Source organism: Citrobacter sp. Cb080 (genome assembly GCF_030334745.1).
GTDB classification, from domain to species: Bacteria; Pseudomonadota; Gammaproteobacteria; order Enterobacterales; family Enterobacteriaceae; genus Citrobacter; species Citrobacter braakii.
On the sequence record NZ_JAOWDG010000083.1, the window covers coordinates 89695 to 107130 of the forward strand.

General features: G+C 54.4%; 15 protein-coding genes. All 15 read left to right on the top strand.

Going from position 1 to position 17436, the window contains the following annotated elements; all coding sequences use genetic code 11:
* Positions 1-119 precede the first annotated feature (119 nt).
* The 15 genes from cra (at position 120) to ftsA (ending at position 17349) form a co-directional block, all read left to right on the top strand.
* Positions 120-1124, top strand: a complete 1005-nt coding sequence (gene cra / locus OGV38_RS22595) for a catabolite repressor/activator (protein WP_016151689.1) — start codon at positions 120-122, stop codon at positions 1122-1124.
* Between the two features lie 613 nt (positions 1125-1737).
* Complete coding sequence (gene mraZ / locus OGV38_RS22600; protein WP_286475101.1) at positions 1738-2196, top strand: division/cell wall cluster transcriptional repressor MraZ; 459 nt, start codon at positions 1738-1740, stop codon at positions 2194-2196.
* 1 nt (position 2197) lies between these two features.
* Positions 2198-3139: a 16S rRNA (cytosine(1402)-N(4))-methyltransferase RsmH gene (gene rsmH, locus OGV38_RS22605; RefSeq protein WP_016155687.1), complete on the top strand. Its 942-nt coding sequence runs from the start codon at positions 2198-2200 to the stop codon at positions 3137-3139.
* Positions 3136-3501, top strand: a complete 366-nt coding sequence (gene ftsL / locus OGV38_RS22610; protein ID WP_006686695.1) for a cell division protein FtsL — start codon at positions 3136-3138, stop codon at positions 3499-3501. Before rsmH ends, ftsL begins: the two co-directional genes overlap by 4 nt.
* A 15-nt stretch (positions 3502-3516) precedes the next feature.
* Positions 3517-5283: a peptidoglycan glycosyltransferase FtsI gene (gene ftsI, locus OGV38_RS22615; protein WP_286475105.1), complete on the top strand. Its 1767-nt coding sequence runs from the start codon at positions 3517-3519 to the stop codon at positions 5281-5283.
* Complete coding sequence (murE, locus tag OGV38_RS22620; protein ID WP_269519357.1) at positions 5270-6757, top strand: UDP-N-acetylmuramoyl-L-alanyl-D-glutamate--2,6-diaminopimelate ligase; 1488 nt, start codon at positions 5270-5272, stop codon at positions 6755-6757. The genes ftsI and murE overlap by 14 nt, the downstream gene beginning before the upstream one ends.
* On the top strand, positions 6754-8112 hold the full coding sequence (murF, locus tag OGV38_RS22625; protein WP_019078371.1) for a UDP-N-acetylmuramoyl-tripeptide--D-alanyl-D-alanine ligase: 1359 nt from the start codon (positions 6754-6756) through the stop codon (positions 8110-8112). Before murE ends, murF begins: the two co-directional genes overlap by 4 nt.
* Positions 8106-9188, top strand: coding sequence for a phospho-N-acetylmuramoyl-pentapeptide-transferase (mraY, locus tag OGV38_RS22630; protein ID WP_016151694.1), 1083 nt, complete (start codon positions 8106-8108; stop codon positions 9186-9188). The genes murF and mraY overlap by 7 nt, the downstream gene beginning before the upstream one ends.
* A 2-nt stretch (positions 9189-9190) precedes the next feature.
* Positions 9191-10507, top strand: a complete 1317-nt coding sequence (murD, locus tag OGV38_RS22635) for a UDP-N-acetylmuramoyl-L-alanine--D-glutamate ligase (RefSeq protein ID WP_047417193.1) — start codon at positions 9191-9193, stop codon at positions 10505-10507.
* The gene (gene ftsW, locus OGV38_RS22640) at positions 10507-11751 is read left to right on the top strand and encodes a cell division protein FtsW (protein WP_019078372.1); all 1245 of its coding nucleotides are present in this window, start codon (positions 10507-10509) and stop codon (positions 11749-11751) included. The genes murD and ftsW overlap by 1 nt, the downstream gene beginning before the upstream one ends.
* Positions 11748-12815, top strand: coding sequence for an undecaprenyldiphospho-muramoylpentapeptide beta-N-acetylglucosaminyltransferase (gene murG / locus OGV38_RS22645; protein ID WP_269519361.1), 1068 nt, complete (start codon positions 11748-11750; stop codon positions 12813-12815). Before ftsW ends, murG begins: the two co-directional genes overlap by 4 nt.
* Before the next feature lie 51 nt (positions 12816-12866).
* Positions 12867-14342 carry a UDP-N-acetylmuramate--L-alanine ligase gene (gene murC / locus OGV38_RS22650; protein ID WP_016151698.1) on the top strand — a complete coding sequence of 492 codons (1476 nt, stop codon included), beginning with the start codon at positions 12867-12869 and terminating at the stop codon, positions 14340-14342.
* Positions 14335-15255, top strand: coding sequence for a D-alanine--D-alanine ligase (locus tag OGV38_RS22655; RefSeq protein WP_286475115.1), 921 nt, complete (start codon positions 14335-14337; stop codon positions 15253-15255). Before murC ends, OGV38_RS22655 begins: the two co-directional genes overlap by 8 nt.
* 1 nt (position 15256) lies before the next feature.
* On the top strand, positions 15257-16090 hold the full coding sequence (gene ftsQ, locus OGV38_RS22660) for a cell division protein FtsQ (protein WP_003018758.1): 834 nt from the start codon (positions 15257-15259) through the stop codon (positions 16088-16090).
* Positions 16087-17349, top strand: a complete 1263-nt coding sequence (ftsA, locus tag OGV38_RS22665; RefSeq protein WP_003018755.1) for a cell division protein FtsA — start codon at positions 16087-16089, stop codon at positions 17347-17349. Before ftsQ ends, ftsA begins: the two co-directional genes overlap by 4 nt.
* The last annotated feature ends 87 nt before the right edge of the window (positions 17350-17436 follow it).

The following is a 17436-nucleotide window of genomic DNA, read 5'->3' on the forward strand; positions in this document are numbered from 1 at the left end:
CAGCAGTAACCAGAGACAAAAGCGGTTGCCGCAGTCATTATTCTGCGCTTAGATGTTAAGAAGTTTAACCCATGCCATCTCAAAGGTTATGGTTTGTACATTTTACGCAAGGGGCAATTGTGAAACTGGATGAAATCGCTCGGTTGGCCGGCGTTTCGCGAACGACTGCAAGCTACGTTATTAACGGCAAAGCAAAGCAATACCGCGTAAGCGACAAAACGGTTGAAAAAGTCATGGCGGTGGTGCGTGAGCATAATTACCATCCGAATGCCGTGGCGGCCGGGCTGCGTGCTGGACGCACACGTTCTATCGGGCTGGTGATCCCGGATCTCGAGAACACGAGCTATACCCGGATTGCAAACTATCTGGAGCGCCAGGCGCGTCAGCGCGGGTATCAACTACTGATTGCCTGCTCTGAAGATCAGCCGGATAACGAAATGCGCTGTATTGAGCATCTTTTACAACGTCAGGTTGATGCCATTATCGTTTCGACTTCCTTGCCGCCTGAACATCCGTTTTATCAGCGCTGGGCGAACAGTTCATTCCCGATTGTGGCGCTGGATCGCGCGCTGGATCGTGAACATTTCACCAGCGTGGTGGGCGCTGACCAGGATGATGCGCAGATGCTGGCGGAGGAGTTACGTAAATTCCCTGCTGAAACCGTGCTCTATCTGGGGGCTCTTCCTGAATTGTCCGTCAGTTTCCTGCGCGAACAGGGTTTCCGTACCGCGTGGAAGGACGATCCACGTGAAGTGCATTTTCTCTATGCCAACAGCTATGAGCGGGAGGCGGCCGCGCAGTTATTTGATAAATGGCTGGAAACGCATCCAATGCCTCAGGCGCTGTTTACCACGTCGTTTGCCCTGTTGCAGGGGGTGATGGATGTGACCCTGCGCCGCGACGGGCAGTTACCGTCTGATTTAGCGATTGCGACTTTTGGCGACCACGAGCTGCTCGACTTCCTGCAGTGCCCGGTACTGGCGGTGGCGCAGCGCCATCGAGATGTCGCGGAACGCGTGCTGGAGATTGTGTTGGCAAGCCTGGATGAGCCGCGTAAACCCAAACCAGGTTTAACGCGTATACGGCGTAATCTGTACCGTCGCGGTATTCTAAGCCGTAACTAAGTTGCCTCAATTGATGATGTCGGCGGATAAGCCTCTGACATCATCAATTATCCCGTTCTCGGAAATAACCGCATTATAATTAAGAATATTCTTTAGAATTATCTGAAATTGATTCTTCTATTATGCCGAATTAAAAATGCAACTATCCATTTTTGGGTAATTGAGACGTAACGATGCGTTACGGTTGTATTATTTTGTTACAAGCATGTAGGGATTTGCCGAATTAACAAACACTTTACTGGTGTGTTGCGACAATCTCGCCCTTATCTCGCTCCTGTGCGGCGTACAGACTGATTAACTGGTACTGTTATCTCGCTGCATATTGTCCTAAAATGCCGCTCGCGTCGCAAACTGACACTTTATATTTTTCTTTTGATGATATTCAGTTGTTTTAAACAATCATGAGTTGTTGGATTTTTTTCTTACAAATATTCATGACGTTAATTTGCTTCGTTTGCTGTACGGAATTTGTTCAACGCTGATATTAGCCGTAAACAATGGGTTTTTTGCTCCGCTAAGCGCCGTGACTTGCTTGACAAGGTTTTCCTCCGCTCCGTAAACTCCTTTAAGTGGGAATTTGTGGGATAAAGTGGTAATCGGGGGTGAGGCTGGCATGTTCCGGGGAGCAACGTTAGTTAATCTCGACAGTAAAGGGTGCTTATCTGTGCCTACCCGTTATCGGGATCAACTGCTCGAGAGCGCTACCGGTCAAATGGTTTGCACCATTGACATCCATCACCCGTGCCTGCTGCTGTACCCCCTGCCTGAATGGGAAATTATCGAGCAGAAGTTATCGCGTCTGTCGAGCATGAATCCAGTTGAGCGTCGCGTACAGCGCCTGTTGTTGGGTCATGCTAGCGAATGTCAGATGGATAGCGCTGGCCGATTATTGATAGCGCCCATTCTGCGGCAACACGCAGGGCTAACGAAAGAAGTGATGCTGGTTGGGCAGTTCAATAAGTTTGAGCTGTGGGATGAAACGACCTGGTATCAACAGGTCAAGGAAGATATCGACGCTGAGCAGTCTGTTACCGGCGCGCTGTCGGAACGATTGCAGGATTTGTCTCTATAAAATGATGGAAAATTATAAACATACAACGGTGTTGCTGGATGAAGCCGTAAACGGCCTGAATATTCGTCCAGACGGCATCTACATTGACGGGACATTTGGTCGCGGTGGTCACTCACGTCTGATCCTCTCGCAACTTGGCGAAGCGGGGCGTTTACTGGCCATCGATCGCGATCCGCAGGCGATTGCCGTTGCAAAGACGATTACCGATCCCCGTTTTTCCATCGTCCATGGTCCTTTTTCTGCGCTGGCTGATTATGTCGCCGAGCGCGGACTTACCGGTAAGATCGACGGGATTCTTCTCGATCTTGGGGTGTCTTCTCCACAGCTTGATGATGCTGAGCGCGGATTCTCATTTATGCGTGACGGTCCGTTAGATATGCGTATGGACCCAACACGCGGTCAGTCAGCGGCCGAATGGCTGCAAACCGCCGATGAAGCAGACATTGCCTGGGTGATTAAAACCTTTGGCGAAGAGCGCTTCGGCAAACGTATTGCTCGCGCCATCGTAGAGCGCAACCGCATCGAACCGATGACCCGCACTAAAGAGCTGGCGGAAGTGATTGCGGCGGCAATGCCGGTGAAAGACAAATTCAAACATCCCGCGACTCGTACCTTCCAGGCGGTGCGCATTTGGGTGAACAGTGAACTGGAGGAGATAGAGCAGGCGCTAAAAAGCTCGCTCAGCGTGCTGGCACCAGGTGGTCGCCTTTCGGTAATCAGTTTCCATTCGCTTGAAGATCGCATTGTGAAACGCTTTATGCGCGAACAAAGCCGTGGTCCTCAGGTTCCGGCTGGAATACCGATGACCGAAGCGCAGATCAAAAAGCTGGGCGGCCGTGAGTTAAGAGCACTAGGCAAGATGATGCCGGGTGAAGAAGAGGTAGCTGAAAATCCTCGTGCCCGTAGTTCAGTTCTGCGTATTGCAGAGAGGACGAACGCATGATCAGCAGAGTGACAGAAGCCCTCAGCAAAGTTAAAGGATCGATAGGAAGCAACGAGCGCCATGCCTTGCCTGGCGTGATCGGTGACGATCTTTTGCGGTATGGGAAGCTGCCACTCTGCCTGTTCATTTGCATTATTTTGACGGCGGTTACCGTCGTGACAACAGCACACCATACGCGGTTACTGACCGCGCAGCGTGAGCAGCTGGTTCTGGAGCGAGATGCGTTGGATATCGAATGGCGCAACTTGATCCTTGAGGAGAACGCGCTCGGCGACCATAGCCGTGTTGAACGGATCGCAACGGAAAAGCTGCAAATGCAGCATGTTGATCCCTCACAAGAAAATATCGTAGTACAAAAATAAGGATAAACGCGACGCATGAAAGCAGCGGCAAAAACGCACAAGCCAAAACGCCAGGAAGAACAAGCCAACTTTATCAGTTGGCGTTTTGCGTTACTGTGCGGCTGTATTTTGCTGGCACTGGGTTTTCTGCTGGGGCGCGTTGCCTGGCTGCAAATCATCGCGCCGGACATGCTGGTGCGTCAGGGCGATATGCGCTCTCTGCGCGTACAGGAAGTGTCCACATCGCGCGGGATGATTACCGACCGTTCAGGTCGTCCGCTGGCGGTGAGCGTTCCGGTTAAGGCGATTTGGGCCGACCCCAAAGAGGTGTATGACGCAGGCGGCGTAAGCGTTGGTGAACGCTGGAGAGCGCTGTCGACCGTGCTGAATCTCCCGCTCGATCAACTGGCTTCCCGCATTAACGCCAACCCGAAAGGGCGCTTTATCTATCTGGCGCGTCAGGTAAACCCTGACATGGCTGACTACATCAAAAAACTGAAGCTGCCAGGCATTCACCTGCGCGAAGAATCCCGACGTTACTATCCTTCCGGAGAAGTGACCGCTCACCTTATCGGCTTTACTAACGTCGACAGCCAGGGGATTGAAGGCGTTGAGAAGAGCTTCGACAAATGGCTCACCGGGCAACCGGGCGAACGTATTGTACGTAAAGACCGTTATGGCCGCGTCATTGAGGATATTTCCTCAACCGACAGCCAGGCGGCGCATAACCTTGCGCTAAGTATCGATGAGCGTTTACAGGCGCTGGTCTACCGCGAACTGAATAACGCCGTGGCGTTTAACAAGGCGGAGTCAGGCAGTGCGGTACTGGTGGATGTGAACACCGGTGAAGTGCTGGCGATGGCCAACAGCCCGTCCTACAACCCGAACAATCTCACCGGTACGCCGAAGGATGCGATGCGTAACCGTACGATTACCGACGTGTTTGAACCGGGTTCCACTGTCAAACCGATGGTGGTGATGACGGCGCTGCAGCGTGGCGTGGTTCGCGAAAATACCGTACTTAACACTATCCCTTACCGAATTAATGGCCACGAAATTAAAGACGTGGCGCGTTATAGCGAATTGACCCTCACCGGGGTTTTGCAGAAGTCGAGTAACGTCGGTGTTTCCAAGCTGGCGTTAGCGATGCCGTCCTCAGCGTTAGTAGACACTTACTCACGTTTTGGGCTGGGAAAAGCGACCAATTTGGGGTTGGTCGGAGAACGCAGTGGCTTATATCCTCAAAAACAACGGTGGTCTGACATAGAGAGGGCCACCTTCTCTTTCGGCTATGGGCTAATGGTAACGCCGTTACAGTTAGCGCGAGTCTATGCAACGATCGGCAGCTATGGCGTTTATCGGCCACTGTCGATCACCAAAGTTGACCCTCCTGTTCCGGGCGAGCGTATCTTCCCGGAATCAACCGTGCGTACCGTAGTGCACATGATGGAAAGCGTGGCGCTGCCCGGCGGCGGCGGCGTGAAGGCGGCGATTAAAGGCTATCGTATCGCCATTAAAACCGGTACGGCGAAGAAAGTAGGGCCGGATGGCCGCTACATCAACAAATACATTGCTTATACCGCAGGCGTTGCGCCTGCGAGTCAGCCGCGCTTCGCGCTGGTTGTTGTTATCAACGATCCGCAGGCGGGTAAATACTACGGTGGCGCCGTTTCCGCGCCGGTCTTTGGTGCCATCATGGGCGGCGTACTGCGCACCATGAACATCGAACCGGATGCGCTGACAACGGGCGATAAAAATGAATTTGTGAATAATCAAGGCGAGGCAACAGGTGGCAGATCGTAATTTGCGCGACCTTCTTGCTCCATGGGTGCCGGGTGCACCGGAGCGAGCACTGCGGGAGATGACGCTCGACAGCCGTATGGCTGCATCGGGCGATCTCTTTGTCGCAGTATTGGGTCATCAGGCGGACGGGCGTCGGTATATCCCGCAGGCGATAGCGCAAGGTGTGGCTGCCATTATTGCAGAAGCAAAAGATGAAGCTACTGACGGTGAAATCCGTGAAATGCACGGCGTTCCAGTTATCTATCTCAGTCAGCTTAACGAACGTTTATCTGCACTGGCGGGCCGCTTTTACCACGAGCCTTCTGAAAAAATGCGACTGGTCGGCGTGACCGGGACCAACGGTAAAACCACCACCACCCAATTGCTGGCACAGTGGAGCCAACTGCTTGGCGAAACCAGCGCGGTGATGGGAACAGTCGGCAATGGCCTGCTGGGCAAAGTGATCCCGACGGAAAATACCACCGGTTCAGCCGTTGATGTCCAGCATGTGCTGGCGGGGCTGGTTGCACAAGGCGCAACGGTTGGCGCAATGGAAGTGTCTTCACACGGTCTGGTTCAGCATCGCGTGGCGGCGCTGAAGTTTGCCGCATCAGTATTTACTAACTTAAGCCGTGACCATCTTGATTACCACGGCGACATGGAACATTACGAAGCCGCAAAATGGCTGCTGTATTCCACGCACCATTGCGGCCAGGCCATCGTTAATGCGGATGATGAAGTCGGTCGTCGCTGGTTGGCCAAACTTCCGGATGCGGTTGCCGTATCGATGGAAGACCAGATCAACCCGAACTGTCACGGTCGTTGGTTAAAGGCGATTGACGTGAATTATCACGACAGCGGGGCAACGATTCGTTTTACCTCCTCATGGGGTGATGGCGAAATTGAAAGTCGCCTGATGGGCGCGTTTAACGTCAGCAATCTGCTGTTGGCGCTGGCAACGCTGCTGGCGTTGGGATATCCGTTAGCTGATTTACTGAAAACGGCGACACAATTACAGCCAGTTTGTGGGCGCATGGAAGTGTTCAGCGCGCCGGGTAAAACCACCGTTGTGGTTGATTATGCCCATACGCCAGATGCGCTGGAAAAAGCGCTGCAGGCGGCACGTCTGCACTGTACTGGCAAACTGTGGTGCGTCTTTGGCTGCGGCGGCGATCGCGACAAAGGCAAACGTCCGTTGATGGGCGCGATTGCCGAGCAGTTTGCTGATGTTGTCGTGGTGACCGATGACAACCCGCGTACCGAAGAGCCGCGCGCCATTATTAACGACATTCTGGCGGGTATGCTGGATGCCGGACAGGCGAAAGTGATGGAAGGTCGCGCAGAGGCTGTGACAAACGCCATTATGCAGGCGAAAGAAAACGATGTGGTGCTGGTGGCCGGGAAAGGTCACGAAGACTACCAGATCGTTGGCTCGCAGCGCCTCGACTATTCTGACCGCGTCACGGCAGCGCGTCTGCTGGGAGTAATCGCATGATTAGCGTAACGCTCAGCCAACTGGCGGAGATCCTCCGTGGCGAACTGAAAGGAGCCGATCTGACTCTTGATGCGGTGACAACCGATACGCGTAAAGTTACGCCGGGCTGCCTGTTTGTCGCGCTGAAAGGCGAACGCTTTGATGCCCACGATTTCGCAGACAAGGCGCAAGAGAGCGGGGCGGGTGCGCTGCTGGTCAGCCGTCCGTTGGACACCAACCTGCCGCAGCTGATTGTTAAAGATACACGTCTGGCGTTTGGTGAACTGGCGGCATGGGTACGCGCCCAGGTTCCGGCGCGCGTTGTCGCGCTGACCGGCTCTTCCGGTAAAACGTCCGTCAAAGAGATGACCGCATCCATTCTGAGTCAGTGTGGCAACACCTTATATACCGCGGGCAACCTGAATAACGACATCGGCGTACCGATGACGCTGTTGCGCTTAAACAACGATTACGACTATGCCGTGATTGAGCTTGGCGCTAATCATCAGGGCGAAATCGCCTGGACCGTTGGCCTGACGCGTCCGGAAGCGGCGCTGGTGAATAACCTGGCGGCCGCGCATCTGGAAGGCTTTGGTTCACTGGCGGGCGTTGCGAAGGCAAAAGGTGAGATTTTTACCGGCCTGCCAGCGAACGGAATCGCCATTATGAATGCCGACAATAACGACTGGCTGAACTGGCAGAGCATTATCGGCGATCGCAAAGTCTGGCGCTTCTCCCCGAATGCGGCCAACAGCGACTTTTCGGCGGCCAATGTTCATGTGACTTCACACGGCACAGAGTTTTCTCTGCAAACGCCAACCGGAAGCATTGATGTTCTGCTGCCGCTGCCGGGTCGTCACAACATTGCTAACGCCCTGGCGGCGGCTGCGCTCTCTATGGCGGTAGGCGCGACGCACGAAGCGATTAAAGCGGGTCTGAAGGAGCTGCAAGCGGTACCGGGGCGTCTGTTCCCGATTCAACTGGCAGAAAATCAGCTACTGCTGGATGACTCCTATAACGCAAATGTCGGGTCAATGACCGCAGCGGTAAACGTGCTGTCCGAAATGCCGGGCTACCGCGTGCTGGTCGTTGGCGATATGGCAGAGCTTGGCGCGGAAAGCGAAGCATGCCACGTGCAGGTGGGTGACGCTGCGAAGGCTGCAGGTATCGACCGTGTGCTGAGTACAGGGAAACTGAGTCAGGCAATTAGCCATGCCAGCGGTGTGGGTGAGCATTTTGCGGATAAAACCGCGTTGACCGCGCATCTTAAGGCGCTGATTGCAGAACATCAGATTATGACGATTTTAGTGAAGGGTTCACGTAGTGCCGCCATGGAAGAGGTAGTACGCGCATTACAGGAGAATGGGACATGTTAGTTTGGCTGGCCGAACATTTGGTCAAATATTATTCCGGCTTTAACGTCTTTTCCTATCTGACGTTTCGCGCCATCGTCAGCCTGCTGACCGCGCTGTTCATCTCTTTGTGGATGGGCCCGCGCATGATCGCCCGCTTGCAAAAAATGTCCTTTGGACAGGTCGTGCGTAACGACGGTCCGGAATCACACTTCAGTAAACGCGGTACGCCGACCATGGGCGGGATTATGATCCTTACCGCGATTGTTATCTCCGTACTGCTGTGGGCATACCCGTCGAACCCGTACGTATGGTGCGTGCTGGTGGTATTGGTCGGTTACGGCATTATCGGTTTTGTCGATGATTACCGCAAAGTGGTACGCAAAGACACCAAGGGCCTGATCGCGCGCTGGAAATACTTCTGGATGTCGGTGATTGCGCTGGGCGTGGCCTTTGCCCTGTATCTGGCTGGTAAAGATACCCCGGCCACTGAGCTGGTGGTGCCGTTCTTTAAAGACGTGATGCCGCAGTTGGGGCTGTTCTACGTGCTGCTGGCGTACTTCGTGATTGTGGGTACTGGCAACGCGGTCAACCTCACCGATGGTCTGGATGGTCTGGCGATTATGCCGACCGTCTTTGTGGCCGCAGGTTTTGCGTTGGTAGCGTGGGCAACCGGTAACATGAACTTCGCCAACTATCTGCATATTCCCTATTTACGTCATGCCGGCGAATTGGTGATCGTTTGTACGGCAATTGTCGGTGCGGGGTTAGGCTTCTTGTGGTTTAACACCTATCCGGCGCAGGTCTTTATGGGCGACGTCGGATCGCTGGCGCTGGGCGGCGCGCTGGGCATTATTGCCGTGCTGCTGCGTCAGGAGTTCCTGCTGGTGATCATGGGCGGTGTATTCGTCGTAGAAACACTGTCGGTCATTTTGCAGGTTGGCTCCTTTAAGCTGCGCGGACAGCGCATCTTCCGTATGGCGCCGATCCACCATCACTATGAACTGAAAGGCTGGCCGGAACCGCGCGTAATTGTGCGCTTCTGGATTATTTCGCTGATGCTGGTGCTGATTGGCCTGGCAACGCTGAAGGTACGTTAATCATGGCTGATTACCAGGGTAAAAAAGTCGTCATTATCGGTCTGGGTTTGACCGGGCTGTCCTGCGTGGATTTCTTCCTGGCGCGTGGCGTGACGCCGCGCGTAATGGATACCCGCGCGACGCCGCCGGGCCTGGACAAATTACCGGAAGCGGTTGAGCGTCATGTTGGCAGTCTGAATGATGACTGGCTGCTGGCCGCTGATCTTATTGTCGCCAGCCCTGGTATTGCCCTGGCGCATCCTTCGTTGAGCGCCGCCGCCGATGCGGGAATTGAAATTGTCGGCGACATTGAGCTGTTCTGTCGCGAAGCACAGGCACCGATCGTCGCGATCACCGGTTCCAACGGGAAAAGCACAGTCACTACGCTGGTAGGTGAGATGGCGAAAGCGGCCGGTGTGAACGTGGGGGTTGGCGGTAATATTGGCCTGCCCGCGCTGATGCTGCTGGATGACGAACGTGAGCTGTATGTTCTGGAACTGTCGAGCTTCCAACTGGAAACGACCTCCAGCTTACAAGCCGTAGCCGCTACCATTTTGAACGTCACCGAAGACCATATGGACAGATATCCGTTTGGCTTGCAGCAGTACCGTGCGGCCAAACTGCGCGTCTATGAAAACGCGAAAGTGTGTGTGGTCAACGCTGATGATGCGCTGACCATGCCGGTTCGCGGAGCGGATGAGCGTTGCGTGAGCTTTGGCATCAACATGGGTGACTATCACCTGAACCGTCAGCAGGGCGAAACCTGGCTGCGAGTGAAGGGTGAAAAAGTTCTTAACGTGAAAGAGATGACGCTTTCCGGTCAGCATAACTATACCAACGCCCTGGCTGCGCTGGCGCTGGCGGATGCTGCGGGTCTGCCGCGGGCGTCGAGCCTGAAAGCGCTGACCACGTTTACCGGTCTGGCGCACCGTTTTCAGAATGTGCTTGAGCACAACGGCGTGCGCTGGATTAACGATTCTAAAGCCACCAACGTCGGCAGCACTGAAGCCGCGCTGAATGGCCTGCACGTTGACGGTACGTTGCACCTGTTGCTGGGGGGAGACGGGAAATCCGCTGACTTTACGCCGCTGCAACGATACCTGACCGGCGACAACATTCGTCTGTATTGCTTTGGTCGCGATGGCGCGCAGCTTGCCGCTCTGCGACCTGACGTTACGGAACAAACTGAAACCATGGAGCAGGCAATGCGTCTGCTCGCACCGCGCGTGAAGTCGGGCGATATGGTGCTGCTGTCGCCTGCCTGCGCCAGCCTCGACCAGTTCAAGAACTTTGAGCAACGCGGTGACGTCTTTACCCGCCTGGCGAAGGAGTTGGGTTGATGCGCTTATCTCTCCCTCGTCTGAGAATGCCGCGCTTACCGGGACTGGGTGTCCTGGCGTGGATCTTCGCGGCACTTAAAGGCTGGGTGATGGCTTCGCGTGATAAAGACGCGGACAGCCTGATCATGTATGACCGCATGCTGCTGTGGTTGACCTTTGGTCTGGCAGCGATCGGTTTTGTGATGGTGACATCGGCATCGATGCCCGTAGGGCAACGCCTGGCGGGCGATCCTTTCCTGTTTGCTAAGCGTGATGCACTGTACATCTTCCTCGCCTTCTGCCTGGCGATGGTGACGCTGCGTCTGCCGATGGAGTTCTGGCAAAAGTACAGTACGACGATGCTGATAGCCTCGATCATCATGCTGCTGATTGTGCTGGTGGTGGGTAGCTCCGTTAACGGGGCGTCGCGCTGGATTGCGCTGGGGCCGCTGCGTATTCAGCCTGCGGAATTTACCAAGCTGTCGCTGTTCTGTTACCTCGCCAACTACCTGGTGCGTAAAGTTGATGAAGTGCGTAACAACTTGCGCGGTTTCTTAAAACCGATGGGCGTGATCCTGGTGCTGGCTATTTTACTGCTGGCACAGCCTGACCTTGGTACGGTGGTAGTGCTGTTTGTCACTACCCTGGCGATGCTGTTTCTCGCCGGAGCGAAACTGTGGCAGTTCATTGCCATCATTGGCATGGGGATTTCAGCGGTCGTGCTGCTGATCCTTGCCGAACCGTATCGTATTCGCCGCGTAACCTCCTTCTGGAACCCATGGGAAGATCCGTTCGGCAGTGGCTACCAGCTGACGCAATCCCTGATGGCCTTTGGTCGCGGTGAGGTTTGGGGGCAGGGCTTAGGTAATTCAGTCCAAAAACTGGAGTATTTACCAGAAGCGCACACCGACTTCATCTTCGCCATCATTGGGGAAGAGCTGGGTTATATCGGTGTGGTATTGGCACTTTTAATGGTATTCTTCGTCGCTTTTCGCGCGATGTCGATTGGCCGTAAGGCGTTGGAAATTGACCACCGTTTTTCAGGCTTTTTAGCCTGCTCAATCGGGATCTGGTTTAGCTTCCAGGCACTGGTAAACGTCGGTGCGGCGGCGGGTATGCTGCCAACCAAAGGTCTGACGCTGCCGCTGATCAGTTATGGTGGTTCAAGTTTGTTGATTATGTCGACGGCCATCATGTTTTTGTTACGTATTGATTATGAAACGCGTCTGGAAAAAGCCCAGGCGTTTACACGAGGTGCACGATGAGTGGTCAACCGAAGCGGTTAATGGTGATGGCAGGCGGTACCGGCGGGCATGTGTTCCCGGGGCTGGCGGTCGCGCACCATTTAATGGCCCAGGGCTGGCAGGTTCGTTGGCTGGGCACCGCCGATCGTATGGAAGCGGACTTAGTGCCGAAACACGGCATTGAAATTGACTTTATTCGTATCTCCGGTTTGCGTGGTAAAGGCGTCAATGCGCTGCTTGCCGCACCTGTGCGTATTTTTAATGCCTGGCGTCAGGCGCGCGCCATCATGAAGCAGTTTAAACCCGATGTGGTGCTGGGTATGGGCGGCTACGTGTCTGGCCCTGGCGGTCTGGCGGCCTGGTCATTAGGTATTCCGGTTGTACTGCATGAGCAGAACGGCATTGCGGGATTAACTAACAAATGGCTGGCGAAGATTGCCACTACGGTGATGCAGGCTTTTCCTGGTGCTTTCCCGAATGCGGAAGTGGTAGGTAACCCGGTGCGCACTGACGTGCTGGCGCTGCCGTTGCCAAAAGCGCGTCTGGCCGGGCGTGAAGGTCCGGTTCGTGTATTGGTCGTCGGGGGATCTCAGGGCGCAAGCGTACTGAACCAGACGATGCCGCTGGTTGCCGCAAAGCTTGGCGACGCGGTGACTATCTGGCATCAGAGCGGCAAAGGCGCGCAGCAGACCGTTGAACAGGCGTATGCCGACGCGGGACAACCGCAGCACAAGGTCACTGAGTTTATTGATGATATGGCAGTGGCCTACGCGTGGGCTGATGTCGTGGTTTGTCGCTCAGGCGCGCTGACGGTGAGCGAAATTGCCGCCGCAGGTTTGCCTGCGCTGTTTGTGCCGTTCCAGCACAAAGACAGACAGCAGTATTGGAATGCGCTGCCGCTGGAGAAAGCGGGCGCCGCCAAAATTCTGGAGCAGCCGCAGTTTACTGTGGATGCCGTCGCCAGCACCCTTGCCGGGTGGTCGCGAGAAACGTTATTAACCATGGCAGAACGTGCGCGCGCCGCATCCATACCGGATGCCACAGAGCGCGTTGCAAATGAAGTGAGCCGGGCTGCCCGGGCGTAATTGTGGTGATGCCTTTTGCATCGCATGAACTAAGAAGTTAATGGCTAAAGAATGAATACACAACAACTGGCAAAACTGCGTTCCATCGTGCCCGAAATGCGTCGCGTTCGGCACATTCACTTTGTCGGCATCGGTGGTGCTGGTATGGGCGGTATTGCCGAAGTTTTGGCCAATGAAGGTTATCAGATCAGCGGTTCTGACTTAGCGCCGAATCCTGTGACGCAGCAGTTGACGAATCTGGGTGCCACGATTTTCTTCAACCATCGCCCGGAAAACGTGCGCGATGCGAGCGTGGTGGTGGTATCCAGCGCTATTTCTGCGGATAACCCGGAAATTGTTGCAGCGCATGAAGCACGTATTCCGGTGATTCGTCGTGCTGAAATGCTGGCGGAGTTAATGCGTTTTCGTCACGGTATTGCTATTGCCGGGACGCACGGTAAAACCACGACTACGGCAATGGTCTCCAGCATCTACGCGGAAGCGGGTCTGGATCCCACTTTTGTCAACGGCGGTCTGGTGAAGGCCGCAGGCGTGCATGCGCGCCTGGGTCATAGCCGTTATTTGATTGCCGAAGCGGACGAGAGCGACGCGTCGTTCCTGCATTTGCAGCCGATGGTGGCGATTGTCACCAATATCGAAGCCGACCACATGGATACCTACCATGGCGACTTCGAAAATTTAAAGCAGACGTTTATTAATTTCCTGCATAACTTGCCGTTTTATGGTCGTGCGGTGATGTGCGTTGACGATCCGGTTATCCGCGAACTGTTACCGCGAGTTGGCCGTCAAACCACAACCTATGGTTTCAGTGATGATGCCGATGTGCGCGTTGAAGATTACCAGCAGATTGGTCCACAAGGACACTTCACGCTGGTGCGTCAGGGGATGGCCGATTTACGTGTTACGTTAAACGCGCCGGGTCGTCACAATGCACTGAACGCGGCGGCGGCAGTGGCGGTCGCGACGGAAGAAGGTATTGAAGACGACGCTATTCTGCGCGCGCTGGAAAGTTTCCAGGGTACCGGACGTCGTTTTGACTTCCTCGGCGAATTCCCGCTTGAGCCGGTGAACGGTAAAGCCGGGACCGCGATGCTGGTTGATGACTATGGCCACCACCCAACGGAAGTGGACGCCACGATTAAAGCCGCACGCGCGGGCTGGCCGGACAAAAACCTGGTGATGCTGTTCCAGCCGCACCGGTTTACGCGTACTCGCGATCTGTACGACGACTTTGCTAACGTGCTGACCCAGGTCGATGCGCTGTTGATGCTGGATGTGTATGCCGCGGGCGAAGCCGCTATTCCGGGTGCCGACAGCCGTTCGTTGTGCCGTACGATTCGTGGCCGCGGTAAGATCGATCCGATTCTGGTGTCCGACCCGGCCCAGGTGGCAGAAATGCTGGCACCCGTATTAACCGGCAACGATCTGATTTTGGTGCAGGGCGCTGGAAATATCGGCAAAATCGCGCGTTCCTTAGCTGAAATCAAACTGAAGCCGCAAAACCCGGAGGAAGAACAACATGGCTGATAAAATCGCGGTCCTGTTAGGGGGAACCTCCGCTGAACGTGAAGTATCGCTGAATTCAGGCGCGGCCGTATTGGCAGGGTTACGCGAAGGTGGTGTAGATGCCCATCCGGTTGACCCTAAAGAGGTCGATGTCACTCTTCTGAAATCTATGGGGTTTCAGAAGGTGTTTATTGCGCTGCATGGTCGTGGCGGTGAAGATGGCACATTGCAGGGCATGCTGGAGTTGATTGGCCTGCCGTATACCGGCAGCGGCGTCATGGCTTCCGCGATTTCCATGGACAAACTGCGCAGCAAGCTGCTGTGGCAGGGCGCAGGTTTACCCGTCGCCCCATGGGTTGCGCTGACCCGCGCTGAGTTCGAAAAAGGTCTTAGCGATGAAGCAGTTACAAAAGTTTCTGCGTTAGGCTTGCCGTTGATTGTAAAGCCAAGCCGTGAAGGTTCCAGCGTAGGGATGTCAAAAGTTGAAGAAGAAAATGCTTTGCAGGGTGCATTAGCATTGGCTTTTCAGCATGATGAAGAAGTACTGATTGAAAAATGGCTCAGTGGCCCGGAATTTACAGTTGCGATACTTGGCGAAGAAATTTTACCGTCAATACGTATCCAACCCGCGGGAACCTTCTATGATTATGAGGCGAAGTATCTCTCTGATGAGACACAATATTTCTGCCCTGCTGGTCTGGAAGTCGAACAAGAAGCCTTTTTACAGGAATTAGTCCTGAAAGCGTGGACTGCATTGGGCTGTAAAGGTTGGGGTCGCATTGACGTCATGCTGGACAGCGATGGCCAGTTTTATCTGCTGGAAGCGAATACCTCTCCGGGTATGACCAGCCACAGCCTGGTGCCGATGGCGGCGCGTCAGGCGGGCCTGAGCTTCTCGCAGTTGGTGGTAAGAATTCTGGAGTTGGCGGACTGATATGTCGCAGGCTGCGCTGAACACGCGAAACGGTGATGAAGAAGAAGTAAACTCCTCACGCCGCAATAATGGAACGCGTCTTGCAGGAATACTGTTCCTGCTGACAGTGCTGTGCACCGTGTTTGTCAGCGGCTGGGTAGTGTTGGGATGGATGGAAGATGCGCAGCGCCTGCCATTGTCAAAACTGGTGTTAACCGGTGAACGGCATTACACGCGCAATGATGATATCCGTCAGTCCATCCTGGCGCTGGGCGCTCCGGGAACATTTATGACTCAGGATGTGAACATCATCCAGAGTCAGATTGAACGCCTCCCGTGGATCAAACAGGCGAGCGTCAGAAAGCAATGGCCTGATGAATTGAAGATTCATCTGGTTGAATATGTGCCAATAGCGCGTTGGAATGACCAACATATGGTGGATGCCGAAGGAAATACCTTTAGTGTCCCAACCGGTCGGGCCAATAAGCAGGTATTACCTATGTTGTACGGACCGGAAGGCAGCGCAAGTGAAGTGCTGCAAGGGTTCCGCGATATGGGGCAGGTGCTGGCTAAGGACAGATTCACCCTGAAGGAAGCGGCAATGACCGCTCGTCGTTCCTGGCAGTTGACGCTGAATAACGATATTAAGCTGAATCTGGGCAGGGGCGATACGATAAAACGTTTGGCTCGCTTTGTGGAACTCTACCCGGTTTTACAGCAGCAGGCGCAAACCGATGGCAAACGGATTAGCTACGTTGATTTGCGTTATGACTCAGGAGCGGCAGTAGGCTGGGTTCCCTTGCCTCCTGAAGAATCTAATCAGCAACAGAATCAGGCACAGGCAGAACAACAATGATCAAGGCGACGGACAGAAAACTGGTAGTTGGACTGGAGATTGGCACCGCGAAGGTAGCCGCTTTAGTAGGGGAAGTTCTGCCCGACGGTATGGTCAATATCATTGGCGTGGGCAGTTGCCCATCGCGAGGTATGGATAAAGGCGGGGTGAATGACCTTGAGTCAGTGGTGAAGTGCGTACAGCGCGCCATTGACCAGGCTGAACTGATGGCAGATTGCCAGATCTCTTCAGTGTATCTGGCGCTTTCCGGTAAACATATTAGCTGTCAGAATGAAATTGGTATGGTGCCCATTTCCGAAGAGGAAGTGACGCAGGAAGATGTGGAAAACGTGGTACATACGGCAAAATCCGTACGCGTTCGCGATGAACATCGTGTTCTGCACGTCATCCCGCAGGAATACGCCATCGACTACCAGGAAGGTATCAAAAATCCGGTCGGTCTTTCCGGTGTGCGTATGCAGGCAAAAGTCCATCTTATTACCTGCCACAACGACATGGCGAAGAATATTGTCAAAGCCGTTGAACGTTGTGGTCTGAAAGTTGACCAACTGATTTTTGCCGGGTTGGCAGCCAGTTATTCCGTATTGACGGAAGATGAACGTGAACTGGGTGTCTGCGTGGTGGATATTGGTGGTGGTACAATGGACATCGCCGTTTATACTGGCGGGGCGTTGCGCCACACTAAAGTTATCCCTTATGCAGGGAATGTCGTGACCAGCGATATCGCGTATGCCTTTGGTACGCCGCCGAGCGATGCTGAAGCCATCAAAGTGCGTCATGGCTGCGCACTGGGTTCCATCGTGGGTAAAGACGAGAGCGTTGAAGTGCCAAGCGTTGGTGGTCGTCCGCCGCGTAGCCTGCAACGTCAGACTCTGGCAGAGGTCATTGAGCCGCGTTATACCGAGCTGCTCAACCTGGTAAACGAAGAAATTTTGCAATTACAAGAACAGCTTCGCCAACAGGGTGTGAAACATCATCTGGCGGCGGGGATTGTGTTAACCGGCGGTGCTGCGCAAATTGAAGGTCTTGCGGCCTGCGCACAGCGCGTGTTCCATACACAAGTACGTATTGGCGCACCGCTGAATATTACCGGCCTGACGGATTATGCCCAGGAGCCGTATTATTCAACGGCGGTGGGGCTGCTGCACTACGGGAAAGAATCCCATTTAAGTGGTGAGGCTGAAGTAGAAAAGCGCGTAACTGCCTCGGTCGGATCGTGGATCAAGCGACTGAATAGCTGGTTACGTAAAGAGTTTTAATTTTTAAAGAGACCGACGCAAATTAACGGTCTCAGGCGACAGGCACTACACAAAGTCATTCAAGTTGCATCGCGGCGGCAACTGAGC

Excerpts from the sequence above, each read along its gene's own strand:
- mraZ (WP_286475101.1), top strand. The coding sequence starts at position 1,738 with ATGTTCCGGGGAGCAACGTTAGTTAATCTCGACAGTAAAGGGTGCTTA.
- rsmH (WP_016155687.1), top strand. The coding sequence starts at position 2,198 with ATGATGGAAAATTATAAACATACAACGGTGTTGCTGGATGAAGCCGTA.
- ftsL (WP_006686695.1), top strand. The coding sequence starts at position 3,136 with ATGATCAGCAGAGTGACAGAAGCCCTCAGCAAAGTTAAAGGATCGATA.
- ftsI (WP_286475105.1), top strand. The coding sequence starts at position 3,517 with ATGAAAGCAGCGGCAAAAACGCACAAGCCAAAACGCCAGGAAGAACAA.
- murF (WP_019078371.1), top strand. The coding sequence starts at position 6,754 with ATGATTAGCGTAACGCTCAGCCAACTGGCGGAGATCCTCCGTGGCGAA.
- mraY (WP_016151694.1), top strand. The coding sequence starts at position 8,106 with ATGTTAGTTTGGCTGGCCGAACATTTGGTCAAATATTATTCCGGCTTT.
- murD (WP_047417193.1), top strand. The coding sequence starts at position 9,191 with ATGGCTGATTACCAGGGTAAAAAAGTCGTCATTATCGGTCTGGGTTTG.
- ftsW (WP_019078372.1), top strand. The coding sequence starts at position 10,507 with ATGCGCTTATCTCTCCCTCGTCTGAGAATGCCGCGCTTACCGGGACTG.
- murG (WP_269519361.1), top strand. The coding sequence starts at position 11,748 with ATGAGTGGTCAACCGAAGCGGTTAATGGTGATGGCAGGCGGTACCGGC.
- murC (WP_016151698.1), top strand. The coding sequence starts at position 12,867 with ATGAATACACAACAACTGGCAAAACTGCGTTCCATCGTGCCCGAAATG.
- OGV38_RS22655 (WP_286475115.1), top strand. The coding sequence starts at position 14,335 with ATGGCTGATAAAATCGCGGTCCTGTTAGGGGGAACCTCCGCTGAACGT.
- ftsQ (WP_003018758.1), top strand. The coding sequence starts at position 15,257 with ATGTCGCAGGCTGCGCTGAACACGCGAAACGGTGATGAAGAAGAAGTA.
- ftsA (WP_003018755.1), top strand. The coding sequence starts at position 16,087 with ATGATCAAGGCGACGGACAGAAAACTGGTAGTTGGACTGGAGATTGGC.